The 16,825-nt window shown below is 66.4% G+C and carries 14 protein-coding genes; 9 read left to right on the top strand and 5 right to left on the bottom strand.

Going from position 1 to position 16,825, the window contains the following annotated elements; genetic code table 11:
* Positions 1-88 precede the first annotated feature (88 nt).
* Entirely contained in the window at positions 89-2,419 is a 2,331-nt protein-coding gene (locus VUG52_RS06845; RefSeq protein WP_050704308.1) for an FdhF/YdeP family oxidoreductase, read from the bottom strand.
* 255 nt (positions 2,420-2,674) lie between these two features.
* Between VUG52_RS06845 and moaA the strand changes: the two genes are divergently transcribed.
* Together moaA and VUG52_RS06835 are read left to right on the top strand one after the other, a co-directional pair.
* Positions 2,675-3,679: a GTP 3',8-cyclase MoaA gene (gene moaA / locus VUG52_RS06840; protein WP_050704307.1), complete on the top strand. Its 1,005-nt coding sequence runs from the start codon at positions 2,675-2,677 to the stop codon at positions 3,677-3,679.
* A 21-nt stretch (positions 3,680-3,700) separates the two neighbouring features.
* Positions 3,701-4,600: a bestrophin family protein gene (locus VUG52_RS06835; protein WP_050704306.1), complete on the top strand. Its 900-nt coding sequence runs from the start codon at positions 3,701-3,703 to the stop codon at positions 4,598-4,600.
* Positions 4,601-4,697: 97 nt separating this feature from the next.
* Here the strand turns inward: VUG52_RS06835 and moaB are convergent, their stop codons facing one another.
* Positions 4,698-5,237: a molybdenum cofactor biosynthesis protein B gene (moaB, locus tag VUG52_RS06830; RefSeq protein WP_050704305.1), complete on the bottom strand. Its 540-nt coding sequence runs from the start codon at positions 5,235-5,237 to the stop codon at positions 4,698-4,700.
* A 201-nt stretch (positions 5,238-5,438) separates the two neighbouring features.
* Between moaB and VUG52_RS06825 the strand changes: the two genes are divergently transcribed.
* On the top strand, positions 5,439-6,326 hold the full coding sequence (locus VUG52_RS06825; protein ID WP_050704304.1) for a LysR family transcriptional regulator: 888 nt from the start codon (positions 5,439-5,441) through the stop codon (positions 6,324-6,326).
* Here the strand turns inward: VUG52_RS06825 and VUG52_RS27220 are convergent, their stop codons facing one another.
* Entirely contained in the window at positions 6,327-7,175 is an 849-nt protein-coding gene (locus VUG52_RS27220) for a tail fiber protein (RefSeq protein ID WP_050704303.1), read from the bottom strand.
* A 104-nt stretch (positions 7,176-7,279) separates the two neighbouring features.
* On the bottom strand, positions 7,280-8,050 hold the full coding sequence (locus VUG52_RS06815; RefSeq protein ID WP_050704302.1) for an AraC family transcriptional regulator: 771 nt from the start codon (positions 8,048-8,050) through the stop codon (positions 7,280-7,282).
* Positions 8,051-8,373: 323 nt separating this feature from the next.
* Between VUG52_RS06815 and VUG52_RS06810 the strand changes: the two genes are divergently transcribed.
* The 5 genes from VUG52_RS06810 (at position 8,374) to VUG52_RS06790 (ending at position 14,994) form a co-directional block, all read left to right on the top strand.
* Positions 8,374-9,990 (top strand): APC family permease, encoded by a 1,617-nt coding sequence (locus VUG52_RS06810; protein WP_050704301.1) that lies wholly within the window; start codon positions 8,374-8,376, stop codon positions 9,988-9,990.
* A gap of 112 nt (positions 9,991-10,102) precedes the next feature.
* On the top strand, positions 10,103-11,029 hold the full coding sequence (locus VUG52_RS06805) for a 4-hydroxyproline epimerase (RefSeq protein WP_050704300.1): 927 nt from the start codon (positions 10,103-10,105) through the stop codon (positions 11,027-11,029).
* Positions 11,030-11,070: 41 nt separating this feature from the next.
* Positions 11,071-12,018, top strand: coding sequence for a dihydrodipicolinate synthase family protein (locus tag VUG52_RS06800; RefSeq protein ID WP_050704299.1), 948 nt, complete (start codon positions 11,071-11,073; stop codon positions 12,016-12,018).
* A 156-nt stretch (positions 12,019-12,174) separates the two neighbouring features.
* A complete protein-coding gene (locus VUG52_RS06795; protein ID WP_050704298.1) occupies positions 12,175-13,752 on the top strand; it encodes an aldehyde dehydrogenase (NADP(+)) in 1,578 nt (525 codons plus the stop codon).
* A 3-nt stretch (positions 13,753-13,755) separates the two neighbouring features.
* Positions 13,756-14,994, top strand: coding sequence for an NAD(P)/FAD-dependent oxidoreductase (locus VUG52_RS06790; RefSeq protein WP_050704297.1), 1,239 nt, complete (start codon positions 13,756-13,758; stop codon positions 14,992-14,994).
* A gap of 185 nt (positions 14,995-15,179) precedes the next feature.
* Here the strand turns inward: VUG52_RS06790 and VUG52_RS06785 are convergent, their stop codons facing one another.
* Positions 15,180-16,271 (bottom strand): NADH:flavin oxidoreductase/NADH oxidase, encoded by a 1,092-nt coding sequence (locus VUG52_RS06785; protein WP_050704296.1) that lies wholly within the window; start codon positions 16,269-16,271, stop codon positions 15,180-15,182.
* Positions 16,272-16,322: 51 nt separating this feature from the next.
* Between VUG52_RS06785 and VUG52_RS06780 the strand changes: the two genes are divergently transcribed.
* A complete protein-coding gene (locus VUG52_RS06780; RefSeq protein WP_052896291.1) occupies positions 16,323-16,658 on the top strand; it encodes an ArsR/SmtB family transcription factor in 336 nt (111 codons plus the stop codon).
* Positions 16,659-16,825 lie beyond the last annotated feature (167 nt).

The following is a 16,825-nucleotide window of genomic DNA, read 5'->3' as shown; positions in this document are numbered from 1 at the left end:
TTGCCCCGCGATGGCGTCGGCAGGTCCGCTTGAGTAGGCATGGACTGGGATATCGCGGGGCAAGCCCGCTCCCACGCTGGCACCAACATCAGTCGGTTGTGATTGTCGCCTCGATCCGGTTACCAGGTTTGGCCTTCTCCAGCTTGATCGCCACGAACTTCGAGGTCGGCGTGTAGGTCCCCTCGCCGTAGCTCTCCAGCGGCACCAGCGGGTTGGTCTCCGGATAGTAGGCCGCCGCCTGCCCTTGCGGCACGTCATAGGCCACCAGGCGGAACCCCGAGACCCGCCGCTCGCGGCCATCCTCCCAGAGCGACACCAGGTCCACCTGCTCGCCCGGCTCGAAGCCCAGTCGGCGGATGTCCGCCTCATTGACGAACACCACCTCGCGCAGGCCGAACACGCCACGGTAGCGGTCATCCAGCCCGTACAGCGTGGTGTTGTACTGGTCGTGGGAACGCAGGGTCTGCAGGATCAGGTCGGGCTTGTCGCCACGGGCCAGCACCTGGGCGTTGACCAGTTGCTCCGGCAGCGGGCTGGGGGTGAAACGCGCCTTGCCGGTGGCCGTGCGGAAGTTGCGCTCGGCGGCGTTGTTGCCCAGGTGGAAGCCACCGGGATGCTGCAAGCGCTCGTTGAACTCGCTGAAGCCCGGGATGACGTCGGCGATCATGCCGCGGATGCGGCCGTAGTCGGCAATCGCATAGTCCCAGTCGATCGGCTTGTTGCCCAGGGTGGCCTTGGCCATGCCGGCGACGATGGCCGGTTCCGAGCGCAGCAGCGGCGAGCGCGGCTTCAGCTGACCATGGGAGATGTGCACCATGCTGAAGGTGTCTTCCACGGTGACGCCCTGCGGCCCTTCGGCCTGGATGTCGATCTCGGTGCGGCCCAGGCACGGCAGGATCAACGCATCGCGCCCGGTGACCAAGTGCGAGCGGTTGAGCTTGGTGGAAATCTGCACGGTCAGTTCGCAGTTGCGCAGTGCCGCGTGGGTACGCGGGGTGTCCGGCGTCGCCTGGGCGAAGTTGCCGCCCAGGGCGACGAACACCTTGGCCCGCCCCTCTTCCATGGCCTGGATCGCCAGCACGGCGTTATGACCATGTTCGCGCGGCACCGTGAACTGGAAGCGTTTCTCGATGGCATCGAGCAGCGCGGCCTTGGGCTTCTCGTCGATGCCCATGGTGCGGTCGCCCTGCACGTTGCTGTGGCCGCGCACCGGCGACAGGCCGGCGCCGGGCTTGCCGACGTTGCCGCGCAGCAGCTGCAGGTTGACGATCTCCTGCACGGTCGGCACCGAATGGCGGTGCTGGGTCACGCCCATGGCCCAGCACATGATCACCCGCTCGGCCTTGCGGTACATGCGCGCTGCCAGCTCGATCTCGGCCTTGCTCAGGCCCGACTGCTCGACGATATGCTCCCAGGGCGTGGCGTCCACCACGGCCAGGTAGGCTTCGACGCCGCTGGTGTGCTCGGCGATGAAGGCATGGTCGAACACCGGCGGCTCATCATTGAGCTGCGCCTCGCGCTCCCACTGCAGGAGGAACTTGGCGATCCCGCGCATGGCCGCCATGTCGCCGCCCAGGGCCGGGCGGAAGTAGGCGGTGTTGGTCGGCTCGGAGCCGTTGCTGAGCATCTCGAACGGGTGCTGCGGGTGCTGGAAGCGCTCCAGGCCCCGCTCCTTGAGCGGGTTGAAGCAGACCACCTGGGCGCCGCGCTTGACCGCCTCGCGCAGCGGTTCGAGCATGCGCGGGTGGTTAGTGCCGGGGTTCTGGCCGATGACGAAGATCGCATCGGCCAGCTCCAGGTCATGGAACACCACGGTGCCCTTGCCCACGCCGAGGGTTTCGGCCATGCCGACGCCGCTGGCCTCGTGGCACATGTTCGAGCAGTCGGGGAAGTTGTTGGTGCCATAGGCACGCACGAACAACTGGTAGAGGAACGCCGCCTCGTTGCTGGCCCGGCCCGAGGTGTAGAACTCGGCCTGGTCCGGCGACACAAGGCCGTTTAGGTGCCGGGCGATCAGGGCGAACGCCTCGTCCCAGCTGGTTTCGACGTAATGATCGGTGGCCGCGTCGTAACGCATCGGGTGGGTGATGCGGCCCTGGTATTCGAGCCAGTAGTCGGTCTGCTCGAGCAGGGCGCTGACGCTGTAGCGGGCGAAGAACGCCGGATCCACCGAGCGGCCGGTGGCCTCCCAGTTGACCGCCTTGGCGCCGTTCTCGCAGAACTTGACCATGTCGCTTTCCGGCGACTCGCCCCAGGCACAGCCCGGGCAGTCGAAACCGCCGTTCTGGTTGGTCTTGAGCATGGCCCGCAGGTTCTTGAAGGCGTTCTCGCTGCCCAGCCAGCTCTTGGTCACGCTCTTGAGCGCGCCCCAGCCGGCGGCCGGCCCCTTGTAGTCCCTGATGTGTTCGTCCTGGCTCATGCTGCGCTTCTCCGCACGGTGTTTTTTCCAGCCTAAGAAGCGGCTCCCAGTGCGTCCAATCGAAATAAATGACAGCGTGATAAACCGTCTCGATCACCCGGTATAGCCCTTGTAATCCATGGCCTGCAGCCGTGATAGAGGAGACTGATCGAACAGTCGGGGAAAGCAATTTGACGTCACTGGGCGCAGGTTATAGCTTGAACCTTGTCTGCGGCCTTTCGCCGCCCCCAGCCACTGCACAGGTCGAGCGCGAACGTGGAAAAGAACCCCCAGGCCCTGATCGACGGTTTCAACCGCAAAGTCGATTACCTGCGGATGTCGGTCACCGACCGCTGCGATTTTCGCTGCGTCTATTGCATGGCCGAAGACATGCAGTTCCTGCCGCGCCAGCAGATTCTCAGCCTCGAGGAGCTGTACCTGGTCGCCGAGCGCTTCGTCGCCCTGGGCACCCGCAAGATCCGCCTGACCGGTGGCGAGCCCCTGGTGCGCCAGGGCATCGTCGGGCTGTGCGAGCGTATCGCCGCCCTGCCCGGCCTGCGCGAACTGTGCCTGACCAGCAATGGCTCGCAGCTCGGCCGCCTGGCCCAGCCGCTGTTCGATGCCGGCGTCTCGCGCCTGAACATCAGCCTCGACAGCCTCGACCCCGAGCGTTTTCGCGCCCTGACCCGTACCGGCGACCTCAAGCAGGTGATCGCGGGCATCGACGCCGCGCGCGCCGCAGGCTTTCGCCGTACCAAGCTCAACGCGGTGGTGCTCAAGGGCCGCAACGACCACGAAATCGTCGACCTGGTGCGCTTCGCCATCGACCGCGAGCTGGACATCTCCTTCATCGAAGAAATGCCCCTGGGCGTCATCAGCGAGCACGAGCGCGGCGAGTCCTTCTGCTCCAGCGATGACGTGCGCGCCCGCCTGGCCGAGCACTTCACCCTGGTCGAGTCGGCCGAATCCTCCCAGGGCCCGGCGCGCTACTGGCGCCTGGCCGAAGCGCCCGACACCCGGGTCGGCTTCATCTCGCCGCACAGCCACAACTTCTGCGCCACCTGCAACCGCGTGCGCCTGACCGTCGAAGGCCGCCTGCTGCTGTGCCTGGGCAACGAGCACTCGGTGGACCTCAAGCAGGTCCTGCGCCAGCACCCCGGCGACAGCGCCCGCCTGGAAAAGACCCTGCGCGACGCCATGCAGCTCAAGCCCTACCGCCACCACTTCGAAGTGGGCGGCGAGGTGCAGATCCTGCGCTTCATGAACATGACCGGCGGCTGATCGGCCGCCTCTGGAACCGTCTTGATCGTCCACTCACGCCCCGACATGCTGCGCGTGCTGTTCACCCTCAAGGGCTCGATCGTCCAGCGCATCGCCTTGCGCTGCCTGGCGGTGACCTTGCTGGCGGCGCTGATCGTGCTGATCGAGCGGCACTACCCGGCGCTGTTCTACCCGGTCAGCGCCACGCCCTTCACCCTGTTGGGGCTGTCGCTGTCGATCTTCATGAGCTTTCGCAACAACGCCTGCTACGACCGCTGGTGGGAGGGGCGCAAGGCCTGGGGGCGGATGATCATCGAGGTGCGCTCGTTCGTGCGCGAAAGCGTGGCGATCGAGGACCAGCAGTTGCGCGCGCAGATGCTGCGTGGCCTGTGCGGCTTCGCCCATGCCCTCAATGCCCGGCTGCGCAACGAAGACGAACTGCCCTTGGCACGCACCTGGCTGGCCGAGGGCGCGCCGATCACCGCGCACAACGTCTGCGATGGCATCCTGCGCGATATCGGTGCCCAATGCTCACGGTTGGCGAAGGACGGCGCGATCAGCGAATTCCGCTACACCCTCCTGGAGCAGCGCCTGGCCGGCCTGTCGGACGTGCAAGCCACCTGCGAGCGGATCAAGGGCACGCCGCTGCCGTTCCCCTACACCCTGCTGCTGCACCGCACCATCTACATCTTCTGCCTGCTGCTGCCGTTCGCCCTGGCAGAACCGCTGGGCTGGCTGGCACCGTTGTTCACCACCATCGTCAGCTACACGTTCTTTGGCCTGGATGCGATCGGCAACGAGCTGGAGGATCCGTTCGGCCGGGACGAGAACGATCTGCCGACCGATGCGCTGGTGCGCACCGTCGAGCGCGATGTCCTGGCGGCGTTGGGGCATGAGCCGCTGCCACCGGCGTTAGTGCCGGTGGATCATGTATTGAGCTGATGGCCTCATCGCGGGGCAAGCCCGCTCCCACGCCCAAAAGACACTGATCTCGCATTTGGCGTGGGAGCGGGCTTGCCCCGCGATGGGCCCCTTGAGGTCAACCGCGGCTTTCGCAGACCCCGATTGGTTTGAGGTGCGCGACAAAGTTGCAAGGCCGATGCCGCGCATCCAGCTGCTCGGCCAGGATGCCTTCCCAGGCCGTGCGGCAGGCGCCGGTCGAGCCCGGCAGGCAGCACACCAGGGTGCCGTTGGCCATGCCGGCCAGGGCCCGGCTCTGCACGGTCGAGGTGCCAATATCGAGGATCGACAGGGCGCGGAACAGCTCGCCAAACCCGTCGACGCGCTTGTCCAGCAGGCAGTCCACCGCCTCCGGCGTGCTGTCGCGCCCGGTGAAACCGGTGCCGCCGGTGATCAGCACCACCTGCACCTGCTCGTCGGCGATCCAGGTGGCGACCTGGGCGCGGATCTTGTACAGGTCGTCCTTGAGCAGCTCCCGCGCCACCAGGCGGTGGCCCACGCCGACGGCGCGGCTGGCCAGCAGCTCGCCAGAGGTGTCGGTGTCGTAGGTGCGGGTGTCGCTGACGGTCAGCACCGCAATGTTCAGCGGTACGAACACCGCGTCCGGTTTCACGCTCATGGCCTTTGCTCCAGGATTGGCTTCGCGGCCACGTTAGAGACAAGCCCCGGCAGCGTCCAATCGATAGGGCGTACCGGGTGATCGACGATTTCTATCGCCGCTATCGGCCCCGCGACCGGGTCGGTGAAATGTTCATCAAGGATTAGCCAGGTGCTTCACTCTTGGTTAAGGTCTACCCACCCCGCAACCCCAGGCCGCACCATGGACATCAAACAGCTCAAGTTCCTCATCGCCCTCGACCAGACCCGCCACTTCGGCCAGGCCGCGGCGCTGTGCCACATCACCCAGCCGACCCTGTCCATGCGCCTGCGCAACCTCGAGGACGAACTGGACCTGGTGCTGGTCAAGCGCGGCCAGCGCTTCGAAGGCTTCACCGAAGCCGGCGAGCGCATCCTGGCCTGGGCCCGCACGCTGCTCGCCGCCCATGACGGCCTGCAGGCCGAGGCCGCCAGCTGCCGGGGCCAAGTGGTTGGCAGCCTGCGCCTGGGCACCGTGCCGCTGGCCAGCTTCAACCCCATGCAACTGCTGATGCCCCTGCGCGAGAAGTACCCCGAGCTGCACTTCCAGCTGTCGTCGCTGAGCTCCGAGCAGGTGATCGACGGCCTGAGCCGCAACCAGCTCGATCTGGGCATCTGCTACCTCGACCAGGTCAACACCAGCTTCTTCGAAGTGATCGAGCTGAGCACCACCACCATGGGCCTGCTGCACGACACCCGGCACTTCCAGTTCGAGGCCGACAGCCTGCGCTGGGAAGACCTCGGCGAGCTGCCGCTGGGCCTGCTGAGCAAAGGCATGCACTACCGACAGTCCCTCGACCTGAGCTTGCGCAGCCGTGGCCTTGCGCCCAATGCCGTGCTCGAGAGCGACTCGACTTTCCAGCTGATCCAGGCGATCAACACCGGCGTATGCTGCGCGGTCATGCCGCTCGATTGCGGCCTGGAAGACCTCAACCAGCACATGCGCATCATCCCGGTACAGGAAGCCAGCATCCACAGCCCGGTCGGCCTGCTGCTGCGCCGCAGCGAGCCGCGCTCGGCCATCGCCGAGCAGTGCTTCGACGAGGCCCGCGCCCTGTTCAGCAGCGAGTGATCAGCATTTGATCAATGCGAGCATGGCCATATTGCGTGGGCGGGTGATCCCGGAGTAACCACGGTCACCGAACAGACCTGGCAATGCATAGTTGACCCGCGCATCGACCCCACCCAGCGAAATGGTCGAATACTCGTCGGTGGAGTAGGCATCCACGCCCATCGCGACTTGCGAAGCGGGACCTGTGTTCTGCGTGGTGGATGCACTCCAGACGCCGTTGGCTATGTTCTCGGTGGTGTCGTAAGGGTAGAGGCTGCCTTTCTGCCAGGAGCCGAACGCCCGGCCTTGGTCTACTCCACGGCCGTCATCGAAACCACGGATGAACTCACCGCGCAGGTCAGGCAGACCAAAGGTCGTGACACCATCGCCAGCGCCATAGGTGGTGCCGATGGCGGCGAACAATGCGCCATGCTCGGCGCGAGACACCAATGCCCCATCGGCCTTCAGCCAGCCCACCGGCGCCTCGTTGGCTGCGGAGAACTTGATGTCACCAGGCGCGGCTCCGGAGAAACCGATGATCTGGCCAAGCGTCACGGCATGCTGGCTATGCGTGGCATTGGCCACCTGCTGGGCACCACCCTCGCAGTTCAGCAGGATCCAGCACAGGGCCCCCTGGTTGAGCAGTGGACCGAGATAGGAAACCAGCGTCACGTTGCCGCCAGCGACAATCTCGTTGCCTTGCAACAGCTGGCCACCGAGGCCGTAGATCGGCGCAGCTGCCAGACCATCGGGAGCATAGGACGCATCCGCTACGTTGGTGCTGGTCGCACGAAAGTACTGAACGACACCATCGGTAGTAGGTAGCGCTGCAAAAGGCAGGGAATTCTTGGCGGTGTAAGCAGTTGTCATCGTGAACATCCTGTATCGATTGAGTTTATGCATGCTACTGAGTAGCGCTGAAACTCATTCTATGCATTAAAGCATAACAAATCAATGCATTTATGCATCATTCCTTAATTCGTTGCCATCCGGTACTGCCGCGGCGTGAAACCGGTCAGTTGCCTGAACTGCCGGCTGAAGGCGCTGTGATCGGTGTAGCCACAGCGCAGGGCCACCTCGATGATCGGCAGGTCGCTGTGCAGCAACTGGTGCGCATGCTCCAGGCGGGCCTTGTGGATCATCTGCCGGGGCGTGAGGTGGAATATCCGCTTGCAGTAGCGCTCCAACTGCGCCACCGAGATCCCGGCGATGCGGGTCAGCTCGCCCATGCTGATCGGCTGGTGGAAATGCGCGCGGATATGCGCATCCACCGCCGCCAGCCGCTGATAGGCGGGGTGGGTGTCGGCGGCTGACTGCAGGTCGACGGAAATGCCCACCAGGCCGATGATCCTCCCCGCCGGATCGTACAGCGGACGCTTGTGGGTCAGGCACCAGCCCGGTTCGCGGCTGCCGTACAGGTGCAGCTCCAGCTGGTCTTCCAGCACCAGGCCCTGCTCCAGCACCCGGCGGTCCTGCTCGGTGTAGCCGGGGCCCAGGCGCGCCGGGAACACTTCGGCGCTGGTCTTGCCCAGCAGCGGCTGCAGGCGCTTGAGGCCGCAGCGCTGGACCAGCGTGCGATTGGCCAGCACGTAGCGGGCCTGGTCATCCTTGATGAAGATCGCCGCATTGGCGATCACGTCGAGCATGGGCAGCAGCCAGACCACACCGGTGAGCAGGGCCTCGAGGGATTCGGGGCGGTGCTGGTCGAGGTGCTGGTACAGCGCTGTCAGTGGGGTCTTGAACATGCGGGATTTCTCTTTGGGATTTACCAGCCCTATCGCGGGGCAAGCCCGCTCCCACGCCAGCTGCACGGCACGCGTGGGAGCGGGCTTGCCCCGCGATAGGCCGGCAACGCCAACCTAAATCACCCCAAGCCCGCCGCACCAGCCTTTCTGCCTGACTGTGCCGATTTCGTCACTCACCTTGCAGAAAACCATCAAGAACCGACGCCTCGATCGGTCCACTCTATGCCCCACGCAAGCCGCCCCACGACCTACAAGAGCGCGGCCGACCAAGCCGCATCGTGACATCAGACCTGCCTATCCAAAACCTACAAAAAGGCGCACCCATGTCAGGCAAATTCAAGAAACAGCTGTCATTGCTCGACCTCACCTTCATCGGCCTCGGCGCGATCTTCGGCTCCGGCTGGCTGTTCGCCGCCAGCCACGTCTCGGCCATCGCCGGCCCGGCCGGCATCCTCTCCTGGTTCCTCGGAGGCTTCGCCGTGCTGCTGCTGGGCATCGTCTACTGCGAGCTCGGCGCCGCCCTGCCGCGGGCCGGGGGCGTGGTGCGCTACCCGGTGTACTCCCACGGCCCGCTGCTGGGCTACCTGATGGGCTTCATTACCCTGATCGCCTTCTCCAGCCTGATCGCCATCGAAGTGGTCGCCTCGCGCCAGTACGCCGCGGCCTGGTTCCCGGCCTTGACCAAGACCGGCTCCAGCGACCCGACGGTGCTTGGCTGGCTGGTGCAGTTCGCGCTGCTCGGGCTGTTCTTCCTGCTCAACTACCGCAGCGTGAAGACCTTCGCCAAGGCCAACAACCTGGTCAGCGTGTTCAAGTTCATCGTGCCGCTGCTGGTGATCGGCGTGCTGTTCACCTTCTTCAAGCCGGAGAACTTCGAGGTCCAGGGCTTCGCGCCGTTCGGCCTGTCCGGCGTGGAAATGGCAGTGTCGGCCGGCGGCATCATCTTCGCCTACCTGGGGCTCACGCCGATCATCTCGGTGGCCAGCGAGGTGAAGAACCCGCAGCGCACCATCCCCATCGCGCTGATTCTCTCGGTGCTGCTGTCCACCGCGATCTATGCCCTGCTGCAACTGGCGTTTCTCGGCAGTGTGCCGAACGAAATGATTGCCAACGGCTGGGCCGGGGTGACCAAGGAACTGGCCCTGCCCTACCGTGACATCGCCCTGGCCCTGGGCGTCGGCTGGCTGGCCTACCTGGTGGTGGCCGACGCGGTGATCTCGCCCAGCGGCTGCGGCAACATCTACATGAACGCCACCCCACGGGTGATCTATGGCTGGGCGCAGACCGGCACCTTCTTCAAGTACTTCACCCGCATCGACGAGCAGTCCGGCATCCCGCGCCCGGCGCTGTGGCTGACCTTCGGCCTGGCGGTGTTCTGGACCCTGCCGTTCCCGTCCTGGGAAGCACTGATCAACGTGGTGTCCGCCGCCCTGGTGCTGAGCTACGCCGTGGCCCCGGTATCGGTCGCCGCCCTGCGCCGCAACGCCCCCGACATGCCACGGCCGTTCCGGGTCAAGGGCATGGGCGTGCTCGGCCCGCTGTCGTTCATCATCGCCGCGCTGATCGTCTACTGGTCGGGCTGGAACACCGTGTCCTGGCTGCTGGCGCTGCAGATCGTGATGTTCGTGCTGTACCTGCTGTGCCGCCGCTTCGTGCCCACCGAACACCTGTCGCTGGGCCAGCAGGTGCGCTCGTCGGCCTGGCTGATCGGCTTCTACGCCGTGACCATTTTCCTCTCCTGGCTGGGCAGCTTCGGCGGCCTGGGCGTGATCGGCCATCCGCTGGACACCGTGATCGTCGCCGCCAGTGCCCTGGGCATCTACTACTGGGGCGCGGCCACCGGCGTGCCGGCCCGGCTGGTGCGGCTCGATGGCGACGATGAAAGCGAAGCGGGTGCCGAAGCGCATCACGGGCACGAGCCGGCTGCGCTGGCCTCCTGAACACTGACGGGAACTCGTGGGAGCGGGCTTGCCTCGCGATTCAGGGCAAGCGGCCTCATCGCGGGACAAGCCCGCTCCCACGATTCCCCCACACGTTGGAACGAACTGACCTATGAAACAGATCCACGTCATCGACTCCCACACCGGCGGTGAACCGACCCGCCTGGTGATGAAGGGTTTCCCGCCACTGCACGGCCGCAGCATGGCCGAACAGCGCGACGAGCTGCGCGAGCTGCACGACCACTGGCGCCGCGCCTGCCTGCTGGAGCCTCGCGGCAACGATGTGCTGGTGGGCGCGCTGTACTGCCCGCCGGTCTCTGCGGATGCCACCTGCGGGGTGATCTTCTTCAACAACGCCGGCTACCTGAACATGTGCGGCCACGGCACCATCGGCCTGGTCGCCTCGCTGCGCCACCTGGGCCTGATCGAGCCGGGCGAGCACAAGATCGACACGCCGGTCGGCCAGGTCAGCGCCACCCTGCATGACGACGGCGCCATCACTGTCGGCAACGTGCCGTCCTACCGCTACCGCCGGCAGGTGACGGTGGACGTGCCGGGGCATGGCCTGGTGCGCGGCGACATCGCCTGGGGCGGCAACTGGTTCTTCCTGGTTTCCGACCACGGCCAGCGCATCGCGCTGGACAACCGCGAAGCCCTCACCGACTACACCTGGGCCCTGCTCAAGGCCCTCGAGGCCCAAGGCATCACCGGCGAACACGGCGCCCCGATCGACCATGTCGAGTTGTTCGCCGACGACGCCAACGCCGACAGCCGCAACTTCGTCATGTGCCCCGGCAAGGCCTACGACCGCTCACCCTGCGGCACCGGCACCAGCGCCAAGCTGGCGTGCCTGGCCGCCGACGGCAAGCTCGCCGAAGGCCAGACCTGGGTCCAGGCCAGCATCACCGGCAGCCAGTTCCACGGCCGCTACGAACGCGACGGCGAACGCATTCGTCCGATCATCACCGGCCGCGCCCACATGACCGCCGACAGCACCCTGCTGATCGACGAGCAGGATCCGTTCGCCTGGGGCATCTGACCCCGTTCATTTCCCACTGAATACCGCCAGGAGTGACAACAATGACCGACAACATCTTCACCGGCACCATGCCCGCCCTGATGACCCCCTGCACCGCCGAGCGCAAGCCGGACTTTGACGCCCTGGTGCGCAAGGGCCGCGAACTGATCGACGCCGGCATGAGCGCGGTGGTGTACTGCGGCTCGATGGGCGACTGGCCGCTGCTGACCGAGGCCGAGCGCCAGGAGGGCGTGGCGCGCCTGGTCGCCGCCGGCATCCCGACCATCGTCGGCACCGGCGCGGTGAACACCCGCGAAGCGGTGTCCCACGCGGCCCACGCCGCCAAGGTCGGCGCCGCCGGCCTGATGGTCATCCCCCGGGTGCTGTCCCGCGGCGCCTCGCTGACCGCCCAGCAGCATCACTTCTCGGCGATCCTCGGCGCCGCGCCGAAGCTGCCGGCAGTGATCTACAACAGCCCCTACTATGGTTTCGCCACCCGCGCCGACCTGTTCTTCGCGCTGCGTCGCGAGTACCCCAACCTGATCGGCTTCAAGGAGTTCGGCGGCGCCGCCGACCTGCGCTACGCCGCCGAGCACATCACCTCGCAGGACGATGACGTGACCCTGATGGTCGGCGTCGACACGCAAGTGGTGCACGGTTTCGTCAACTGCAACGCCACCGGCGCCATCACCGGCATCGGCAACGCGCTGCCCCGTGAAGTGCTGCAACTGGTCAGCCTGAGCAAGCGCGCCGCCAAGGGCGATGCCAAGGCCCGACGCCAGGCCCGGGAGCTGGAGTCGGCGCTGGCGGTGCTGTCGTCGTTCGATGAAGGCTGCGACCTGGTGCTGTACTACAAGCACCTGATGGTGCTCAACGGCGACACCGAGTACCGCCTGCACTTCAACGAAACCGACGCCCTCACCGACGCCCAGCGCCACTACGCCGAACAGCAATACGCGCTGTTCCGCACCTGGTACGCCAGCTGGTCGGCCGAGCACAACCAGGCTTGATATCGAGGACAGCCCGCCCCCCTGTGGGAGCGGGTTCACCCGCGAACACCGGCAAAGCCGGTGCCATGCACCGAGTTGCTTGTTTCGCGGGTAAACCCGCTCCCACAGGGCTGCGACACGCCCTTGATTCTGAATTTAATTCCAAAGGATGTGCTCATGCCCCTTACCGGCAACTTGCTAATTGGCCAACGCTCCGTGGTCGGCACCGAAGCACCGATCCGTGCCGTCGACCCGACTCGCAACCAATCGCTGGAGCCCAGCTACGCCGGCGCCAGCGCCGAACAGGTAACCCAGGCCTGCGCCCTGGCCTGGGCGGCCTTTGATGCCTACCGCGAAACCACCCTCGAACAACGCGCCCACTTTCTCGAAACCATCGCCGAGCAGATCGAAGCCCTGGGCGATGCCCTGATCGACCGCGCCAACACCGAGACCGGCCTGCCCAAGGCGCGTCTGCTGGGCGAGCGCGGCCGCACCTGCGCGCAACTGCGCACCTTCGCTCGCGTGGTGCGGGCCGGTGAATGGCTGGATGTACGGGTGGACAACTCTCTGCCCGAGCGCCAGCCACTGCCACGCCCCGACCTGCGCCAAAGACAGATTGCCCTGGGCCCGGTAGCGGTGTTCGGCGCCAGCAATTTCCCGCTGGCCTTCTCGGTGGCCGGCGGCGACACCGCCTCGGCACTGGCCGCCGGTTGCCCGGTGGTGGTCAAGGCCCATGGCGCCCACCCCGGCACCAGCGAACTGGTCGGCCAGGCCGTGGCCCGGGCGGTCGCGCAGTGCGAGCTGCCCGAAGGCGTGTTCTCGCTGCTGTACGGCGCCGGCCGTGAGGTCGGTATCGGTCTGGTCAGCGACCCGCGCATCAAGGCCGTTGGCTTCACCGGTTCGCGCAGCGGCGGTCTCGCGCTGTGCCAGGCCGCCCAGGCACGTCCCGAGCCAATCCCCGTCTATGCCGAAATGAGCTCGATCAACCCGGTGTTCCTCTTCGAAGCCGCCCTGCAGGCCCGAGCGGAACCTCTGGCCCAAGCCTTCGTCACTTCGCTGACCCAGGGCGCCGGCCAGTTCTGTACCAACCCCGGACTGCTGATCGCCCGCCAGGGGCCGGCCCTCGAGCGCTTCATCAATGCCGCCGCCGAGCAAGTCCGGCAAGCCGCGGCGCAGACCATGCTCACCCCCGGCATTGCCAGTGCCTATGCCAACGGCGTCGCCGCACTGGGTGAGAACCGCAATGCCCGCCAGATCGCCAGCGGCCAGCCTCATCAAGGCCCGAACCAGTGCCAGGCGCACCTGTTCGCCAGCTCGGCCCAGGCGTTTCTCGCCGACCCTGCGCTGCAGGCCGAGGTGTTCGGCGCCACCTCGCTGGTGGTCGCCTGCGACAGCGACGAGCAAGTCCGCCAGGTTGCCGAGCACCTGGAAGGACAACTGACCGCCACCCTGCACCTGGACGCCGCCGACCTCGACCGCGCCCGCCAGCTGCTGCCCACCCTCGAACGCAAAGCCGGGCGGATCCTGGTCAACGGTTGGCCGACCGGGGTCGAGGTGTGCGACGCGATGGTCCACGGCGGCCCGTTCCCGGCCACCTCCGACACCCGCGGCACCTCGGTGGGTACTGCGGCGATCCTGCGTTTCCTGCGCCCGGTGTGCTACCAGGACTTCCCCGATGCACTGCTGCCCGATGCGCTGCAACAGGGCAACCCGCTGCAACTGCGCCGCTTGCTCGATGGCCGACGGGAAGGCTGAACCATGACCGCCACTGACACGGACATCGCCGTGGTCGGCGCCGGCATTGTCGGCGTTGCCTGCGCCCTGCAACTGGCCCGCCAGGGCCGCCGGGTGCTGCTGATCGATCGCCAGGCGCCGGGCCACGGTGCGTCGTTTGGCAATGCCGGGCACCTGGCCACCGAGCAGGTGTTTCCCATCGCCGACCTGACGATTCTCAAGCGCCTGCCGGCCATGCTGCTAGACCCGATGGGCCCGCTGCGCCTGGACTGGAAGTACCTGCCACGGGCCCTGCCCTGGTTCACCCGCCTGTTGCTCAACCTGCGACCGGCGCCGTTCCAGCGTAGCGTCGCGGGCCTTCGTGCGCTGAACGAAAGCAGCCTCGGCGCCTGGCAACGGCTGCTTGCATCCATCGACCGCAACCACCTGCTCAAGGAAGACGGTTCGCTGCTGGTGTTCGAACGCCACGAATCGCGCCAGGCGCTCGCGGCATTGCACGCCCGCCTGCAGGCACAGGCCGTGCCCGTGGACCTGTGGTCGGCCGAGGCGGTAAGCGAAGCGGCGCCGCAGTTGAGTCCGTCGATCCTGGGCGGCCTGTTCTTCCCGCGCACCGGTCACTTCCTCGACCCCTATCAGGTGGTCTGCGACCTGTTCAGCGCCGCCAGGGCCAGCGGCGTGCGCTTCCTGCATGCCGAGGTCGATGGCGGCCGGGTGCATGGCCAGGGCATCACCCTTGCCAGCGACCAGGGCACCCTCGAGGCCCGCCAGGTGTTGATCAGTGCCGGGGCACATTCGGCCAGGCTCACGGCCGCCCTGACCGGTCGGCAGGTACCGTTGGATACCGAGCGCGGCTACCACCTGATGCTGCCGGCGGAACACCAGCGCCTACCATTCGCCGTCACCTCGCTGGAGCGCAAGTTCATCATGACGCCCATGGCCGACGGCCTGCGCCTGGCCGGCACGGTGGAATTCGCCGGGCTCGAGGCGCCGCCGAGCATGCAGCGGGCATGGCAACTGCATCGGTTGAGCAAGGGCTTGTTCCGGCGTGAGCTGGATGCCAAGGGAGCGACACCGTGGATGGGGTTCCGGCCTTCGTTGCCGGATTCGCTGCCGGTGATCGACCGGGTGGCTGATGGCAAGGTGCTGCTGGCGTTCGGGCACCAGCACCTGGGGTTGACCCAGGCGGCGGTGACGGCAGAGTGGGTGGGGCGGTTGGCTGCGGGGGCCGAAGTGGAACAGGTGTACAGGTTGGATCGGTTCTGATTTTTCGAGCACCAGGCCGTTCAAAGAATAACGTTGCAAACACTACCAGCGTGGGAGCGGGCTTGCCCCGCGATCACCGGCAAAGCCGGTGCCATACACCATATCGCGGGGCAAGCCCGCTCCCACGCTGCCCCAGTGAGATCAAAGAATTAGGTCTTGCCTCATGAGAGCGGCCCCAGCCTCACTCAGCGATAACGCTCAAGCCAGTGCGCATAAGGCGCCGGCAGCGTCCACGCCGCCTTGTCCACACCCAGTGCCTTGGCAGCGGCATACGGCCAGTGCGGATCAGCCAGGTGCGCACGCCCCACCGACACCAGGTCGAGCTGGTTGGCCTGCAACGCGCCCTCGGCCAGCTCCGGCGTGCCAAAGCCCCAGGCCGAGGTCACCGGCAGCTTCGCCTCGCGGCGCACCCGCTCGGCGATCGGCCCCAGGAACGCCGGGCCCCACGGGATGTTGGTCTGGGGAATGGTGAAGCCGACGCTGACGCTCAGCAGATCGAGGCCGCCGGCCTTGAAGCGACGGGCCAGTTCGATGGACTCCTGCAGGGTCTGCTCGTCACGGCCATCGTATTCCACCACGCCAAAGCGAGCGGTCAGCGGCAGGTTCTCCGGCCACACCTCACGTACCGCGGCCAGGGTTTCCAGCAGGAAGCGCGTGCGGTTGTCGAAGCTGCCGCCATAGGCGTCGGTACGCTGGTTGGAGTGCTCGGAGAAGAAGCTCTGGCCCAGGTAACCGTGGGCGAAGTGCAGCTCGATCCACTCGAAGCCGGCATCGCGGGCACGGCGCGCGGCATCGACGAAGTCCTGCTTGACCCGGGCGATATCGTCCAGGGTCATGGCCTTGGGCACTTTCGGCAGGTGGCCGCCGAAGGCGATGGCGGACGGGGCGATAGTGTCCCAGCCACGGGCATCGTCGGCGGCGATATGGTCGTCACCTTCCCAGGGACGGTTGGCACTGGCCTTGCGCCCGGCGTGGGCGATCTGGATGCCCGGCACGGAACCGGCGGCCTTGATCGCCTTGACCACCGGCACGAAGGCCTGGGCCTGGGTGTCGTTCCAGATGCCGGCGCAGCCGGGGGTGATACGCCCTTCCGGCGACACCGCGGTGGCCTCGACCACCACCAGGCCGGCGCCACCACGGGCCAGGCCCGCGTAATGCACCTGGTGCCAGTCATTGATCAGGCCATCCACGGCCATGTACTGGCACATCGGCGGAATGGCGATGCGGTTGCGCAGGGTGACGTCTTTGAGGGTATAGGGTTCGAACAAGGCGGCCATGAGGTAACTCCAGGGACAGGGTGGATACGATTGTTCGATCATATTCGAACTATGGCAATTTGTGAAACCCCCGTTATCATGTCGTCCATGCGAGCCTATACCCACCCCAACCCCGAAGACCTGACGCTGGAGCGCCTGCTCTATGCCCTGAGCGACCCTGTGCGCATGGAAATCGTCCGTCGCCTGGCCGGTGTCGCCGAAGCCAGCTGCGGCGAGCTGGACGGCGGCCGGCCCAAGTCGAGCATGTCCCATCACTTTCGCGTATTGCGCGATTCCGGGCTGGTGCACACCCGCAACGTCGGCACCACGCATATGAATTCGCTGCGCAGCGAAGAACTCGAAAGCCGCTTCCCGGGGTTGCTGGGCAGTATTCTCGAGCAGCGTTGAGCCGCACCCGGCCACGCCAACCTCAAGTCTTGCGCGATCCCTGTAGGAGCGGCCTTGTGCCGCGAAAGGGCCGCATTGCGGCCCCGGCAATCTTTGCTCAACGCCGAAATGCTGGGGCCGCTACGCAGCCCTTTCGCGGCACGAGGCCGCTCCTACAGGGTAGGCGT

Source organism: Pseudomonas sp. LH21 (genome assembly GCF_036549575.1).
GTDB lineage: Bacteria > Pseudomonadota > Gammaproteobacteria > Pseudomonadales > Pseudomonadaceae > Aquipseudomonas > Aquipseudomonas peradeniyensis.
This window is presented reverse-complemented; position numbering and strand designations above follow the sequence as displayed.